Consider the following 5,012-nt stretch of genomic DNA (forward strand, 5'->3'; position numbering starts at 1 on the left):
GGTCGGCCCGCAAGGGGTTCTTCCTCCGGGCGGAGACCGCGCTCGACGCCCGTCGCCCGTCGCCCGTCGCCCGTCGCCCGTCGCCCGTCGCCCGTCGCCCGTCGCGCAAGTGTCCCTCCATGCTACCGGCCGCGACTTGTCATGTACGGCGTTTTCGCAGATCGGTGGGCCTGTGCGGGCCCGGCCCGGGGATGGTACCCGGGCCCGTGAACTCCTCCGCGTGATGCGGACATGCAGAATACGTGCCATGACTGAGTGGCTCGTCGCACTGCTCGCGGCGTTCGTCGGAGCCGGTGCCGCCCTCGCCGGGAGCGTGATCGCGGCGCGGAGCACCCGGGCGGCCGGGGAGCGGCAGGCCGAGGCCGCCCTGCACGCGCTGCGGCTCTCCGTCGCCGAGCAGCGCGCCGCACGCGTCCACGACCAGCGTCGTCAGGCCTACGTCCGTTTCCTGGAGGCGGCCGACGCGGTCGTCGTCACCCGCAGGACCGGCGAGGGGCAGCCCGGCGACGTACCCGACCTGCACCGGGCCCACAGCGTCGTGGCCCTGGAGGGCCCGGAGGGACCCGCGGCGGCGGCGCGTGTGCTCATGGACCGGCTGCGTGTCCGCTCGACCCCCGACGAGCTCGACGCCGCACGCGACGGCTTCGTCGAGGCCGCGCGAGCCGCGCTGGACGGTGTCTGACCGCCTGGCCTTCGGCGGATCCTCCGAACCTCCGGCCGGGGGTCTGGACGTTTCGACCGGGCATGACCTTCCGGTCGGCATGGGAGAATGAAGTACGTGCTCTTTCCCCCTGGCTGACCTGTCCGGGGGCCACCTCTGATCGACTGGGATGTGCAGCACGTGCGTTTCCTCAACGACATCCAGCCCCCGTACGACCTGACGTACGACGACGTGTTCATGGTCCCGAGCCGCAGCGCGGTCGGTTCCCGGCAGGGCGTGGACCTCGGCTCCCCGGACGGCACGGGGACCACGATCCCGCTGGTCGTCGCCAACATGACCGCCATCGCCGGGCGCCGGATGGCGGAGACCATGGCCCGGCGCGGTGGCCTCGTCGTCATTCCGCAGGACATCCCGATCGAGGTCGTCACCGAGGTCGTCGCCTGGGTGAAGAGCCGTCACCACGTCCTGGACACCCCGATCGTGCTGGCCCCGCACCAGACCGTCGCCGACGCGCTGGCCCTGCTGCCCAAGCGCGCGCACAACGCGGGTGTCGTCGTCGACGAGGACCGGCGGCCCGTCGGTGTCGTCACGGACCAGGACCTGACCGGTGTCGACCGCTTCACGCAGCTCGAGGTCGTGATGTCCCGGGACCTGGTCCTGCTGGACGCCGACATCGATCCCCGCGAGGCCTTCAACCGGCTCGACGCGGCCAACCGGCGGTACGCGCCCGCCGTCGACAAGGACGGCCGCCTCGCCGGCATCCTCACCCGCAAGGGCGCGCTGCGCGCCACGCTGTACACCCCGGCCGTCGACGCGCGGGGGAGGCTGCGGATCGCCGCGGCCGTCGGTATCAACGGCGATGTCGCGGGCAAGGCCAAGCAGCTGCTCGACGCGGGCGTCGACACGCTCGTCATCGACACGGCGCACGGCCACCAGGAGTCGATGATCGCCGCGATCAGGACGGTCCGGGCGCTGGACCCGCAGGTCCCGATCGTGGCCGGCAACATCGTGGCCGCCGAGGGTGTGCGGGATCTGATCGAGGCCGGTGCCGACATCATCAAGGTCGGGGTCGGACCGGGTGCGATGTGTACGACCCGGATGATGACCGGGGTCGGGCGGCCGCAGTTCTCCGCCGTGCTGGAGTGCGCGGCCGAGGCGAGGAAGTACGGCAAGCACGTCTGGGCCGACGGCGGGGTCCGGCACCCGCGCGACGTCGCGATGGCGCTGGCCGCCGGGGCGTCCAACGTGATGATCGGGTCGTGGTTCGCGGGGACGTACGAGTCGCCGGGCGACCTCCAGCAGGATGCCAGCGGGCGGTTCTACAAGGAGTCGTTCGGCATGGCGTCGGCGCGTGCGGTGCGCAACCGTACGTCCGACGAGTCGTCGTACGACCGGGCCCGCAAGGCGCTGTTCGAGGAGGGCATCTCCACCTCCCGGATGTTCCTGGACCCGGCCCGTCCGGGCGTCGAGGACCTGATCGACTCGATCATCGCGGGCGTCCGCTCCTCCTGCACCTACGCCGGCGCGAACTCCCTGGCGGAGTTCGCCGAGAAGGCGGTCGTCGGCATCCAGAGCGCGGCGGGCTACGCGGAGGGCAAGCCCCTGCACGCCAGCTGGAGCTAGACGCTCCGCTACCTGGACCGCCTCGGGGTGTCAGGGAACCTTGACGTCAAGGTGGCTTGACGTCAGCCTGGGGAGATGACGACACCGGAGAACGTCGAGCCGCAGTACACCCTGGCCACCGCCGTGGCCCGGCTGGACGAGCTGCGTATCCGTGAGTCCATGGCCGTCGAGGCGCCCGACCGTGCCGAGCTGCTCGAACTGCTGGCGCTCAGTGAGGTCGTGGCGCGGAAGGCGGCCTACGGGCGGCAGCTCACCGTCCGGGCCGCGCGGGAGGCCGGGGCCTCCTGGTCGCAGATCGGGGCCGCGCTCGGCACCAGCAAGCAGGCCGCGTGGGAGGCCCACACCCGCTGGATCGACGCCCAGGAGGCGGCGTACGGCACACCCGGGCAGATGGGGTTCGACGAGACCGACGCGGCCGAGGCGCGGGCGGTCGCGGGGGAGCCGGAGGAGCGGTGACGGGGTGGCGCGGGGCGTCCACGGCGGCGTACGCAACGAACCACCGCCGATCCCCGGGGAACGCAACGATCTTGCGAGGGCCCGCAAGGTTGCCGCATTACGACTGTGACGTCCTGGCTCGTAGGGTGCTGCGCTGTACCACCCGCAGCGACGAAGGAGTCAGCGCGTGCTCGACCAAGGCGCACCCCCGCACCACCCCGCCCCGAAGACATCCGCGTCCCAGGGGCTCGGCGCGCGCCTGATGCGTCGCAAGCCCGTGGAACGCCTGGTCGCCGAGGGCGGTCAGGGCGAGGGAGGAGCACTCAGGCGCACGCTCGGACTCTGGCAGCTCACGATGATCAGCATCGGCGCCACCCTCGGCACCGGCATCTTCGTCGTCCTCGGCGAGGCGGTCCCCAAGGCCGGCCCGGCCGTCACCCTCTCCTTCGTGATCGCCGGGCTCACCGCCCTCTTCTCGGCCCTCTCCTACGCCGAACTCGCCGGCACCATCCCGGTCGCCGGTTCCTCGTACTCGTACGCGTACGCAACCATGGGCGAACTGATCGCCTGGGTCTGCGGCTGGTGCCTGCTCCTGGAGTACGGCGTCTCGGTCGCCGCCGTGGCGGTCGGCTGGGGCGAGTACCTGAACGAGCTGCTCGACGGGACGATCGGCGTCACGATCCCGGACGCGCTGTCGGCCCCGCCCGGGGACGGCGGGATATTCAACCTCCCGGCGCTGATCGTCGTCCTGCTGGCGATGGCGTTCCTGCTGGGCGGGGCCCGGGAGTCGGCGCGCGCCAACACCGTCATGGTCGTCGTGAAGATCGCCGCGCTCGTGCTGTTCTGCGCGATCGGCGTGCAGGGCTTCCGCTCGGGCAACTACGCGCACTTCATGCCGCTCGGGATGGCCGGGGTCAGCGCGGCCGGGGCGACGCTCTTCTTCTCGTACATCGGCTTCGACGCCGCCTCCACCGCCGGTGAGGAGGCGAAGGACGCGCAGCGGGACCTGCCCCGCGCGATCATGCTCTCCCTGGTGATCGTCACCGCGCTGTACGTCCTGGTCGCAGCCGTCGCCGTCGGGGCGCGGCCCTGGCGGACGTTCGACGACTCCGAGGCCGCGCTCGCCCAGATCATGCGGGAGGTCACCGGGCAGTCCTTCTGGGGGACGCTCCTGGCGTTCTGCGCGGTCGTCGCCATCGCGAGCGTGGTGTTGACCGTCCTCTACGGCCAGACGCGCATCCTCTTCGCGATGGCGCGGGACGGACTCGTGCCGAAGGTGTTCGCGCGGGTGGACGCGAGGACGGGCGCGCCCCGGGCCAACACGGTGATCGTGTCCCTGTTCTGCGGGGTGCTCGCGGCGGCGATCCCGCTGGGGCAGCTCGCGGACGCCACGAGCATCGGCACGCTGTTCGCGTTCGCGCTGGTCAACGTGGCCGTCGTGGTGCTGCGGCGGACCCGGCCGGAGATGCCGCGGACCTTCCGGGTGCCGCTGTCGCCGGTACTGCCCGCGCTGGGGCTCGGGTTCTGTCTGTGGATGATGGGCAGCCTCGCCGCCGTCACCTGGGTGGTCTTCGGGGTCTGGATGGCCGTGGGGCTCGTGTTCTACTTCGGGTACGGCCACCGCCGGTCCCGACTCGCACGCACCACTTGAAAGCCTCACTGTGCTGAACGACCTCGACGAACGCATCGTGCACGCCCTCGCGGAGGACGCGCGTCGCTCCTACGCGGACATCGGGCAGCTGGTCGGGCTGTCCGCGCCGGCCGTGAAACGGCGGGTGGACCGGTTGCGGGCGAGCGGGGCGATCACGGGGTTCACGGTGCGGGTGGATCCGGCGGCGCTGGGGTGGGAGACCGAGGGGTTCGTCGAGATCTACTGCCGGCACAACACGTCTCCGGAGACGATTCGGCGGGGGTTGGAGCGGTATCAGGAGGTCGTGGCGGCGTCTACGGTCACGGGTGACGCGGATGCGGTGGTGCAGGTTTTCGCCTCTGACATGCGGCACTTCGAGCGGGTGCTGGAGCGGATCGCGGGGGAGCCGTTCGTGGAGCGGACCAAGTCGGTGCTGGTGCTGTCGCCGTTGCTGCGGAGGTTCTCTTCGGGGGCGCCGGGGTAGGGGGCGGGGGTGCCGGTGCGTTGCCGGGTGCGGGCGCGTCGTGGCCGTTCGCGCAGTTCCCCGCGCCCCTAAAAAACACTCCAGCTGAGGTGCCGGACGGCGATGACCGTGACGTTCACCAGCTGACTGAACGTGCCGAAGACGAAGTTGACCGTCACGAGCGCCGGAACCGTCAGCAC

General features: G+C 71.5%; 5 protein-coding genes. All 5 read left to right on the forward strand.

Annotated elements, in window-relative coordinates:
• Positions 1-247: 247 nt before the first annotated feature.
• On the forward strand, positions 248-682 hold the full coding sequence (locus ABZ896_RS51930; protein WP_360946279.1) for a hypothetical protein: 435 nt from the start codon (positions 248-250) through the stop codon (positions 680-682).
• 159 nt (positions 683-841) lie between these two features.
• Complete coding sequence (locus ABZ896_RS51935) at positions 842-2,284, forward strand: GuaB1 family IMP dehydrogenase-related protein (RefSeq protein ID WP_360946291.1); 1,443 nt, start codon at positions 842-844, stop codon at positions 2,282-2,284.
• A 75-nt stretch (positions 2,285-2,359) separates the two neighbouring features.
• Positions 2,360-2,740, forward strand: a complete 381-nt coding sequence (locus tag ABZ896_RS51940; protein WP_360946282.1) for a hypothetical protein — start codon at positions 2,360-2,362, stop codon at positions 2,738-2,740.
• A 166-nt stretch (positions 2,741-2,906) separates the two neighbouring features.
• Positions 2,907-4,370, forward strand: a complete 1,464-nt coding sequence (locus ABZ896_RS51945; RefSeq protein WP_360946285.1) for an amino acid permease — start codon at positions 2,907-2,909, stop codon at positions 4,368-4,370.
• Between the two features lie 10 nt (positions 4,371-4,380).
• Positions 4,381-4,833, forward strand: a complete 453-nt coding sequence (locus ABZ896_RS51950) for an Lrp/AsnC family transcriptional regulator (protein WP_360946288.1) — start codon at positions 4,381-4,383, stop codon at positions 4,831-4,833.
• The last annotated feature ends 179 nt before the right edge of the window (positions 4,834-5,012 follow it).

Origin of the sequence: Streptomyces sp. NPDC047072 (genome assembly GCF_040643855.1) — a bacterium.
Lineage (GTDB): Bacteria > Actinomycetota > Actinomycetes > Streptomycetales > Streptomycetaceae > Streptomyces.

What these genes read in the sequence shown, in the direction of transcription:
- ABZ896_RS51930 (WP_360946279.1), top strand. Translation starts at nt 248, where the DNA reads ATGACTGAGTGGCTCGTCGCACTGCTCGCGGCGTTCGTCGGAGCCGGT.
- ABZ896_RS51940 (WP_360946282.1), top strand. Translation starts at nt 2,360, where the DNA reads ATGACGACACCGGAGAACGTCGAGCCGCAGTACACCCTGGCCACCGCC.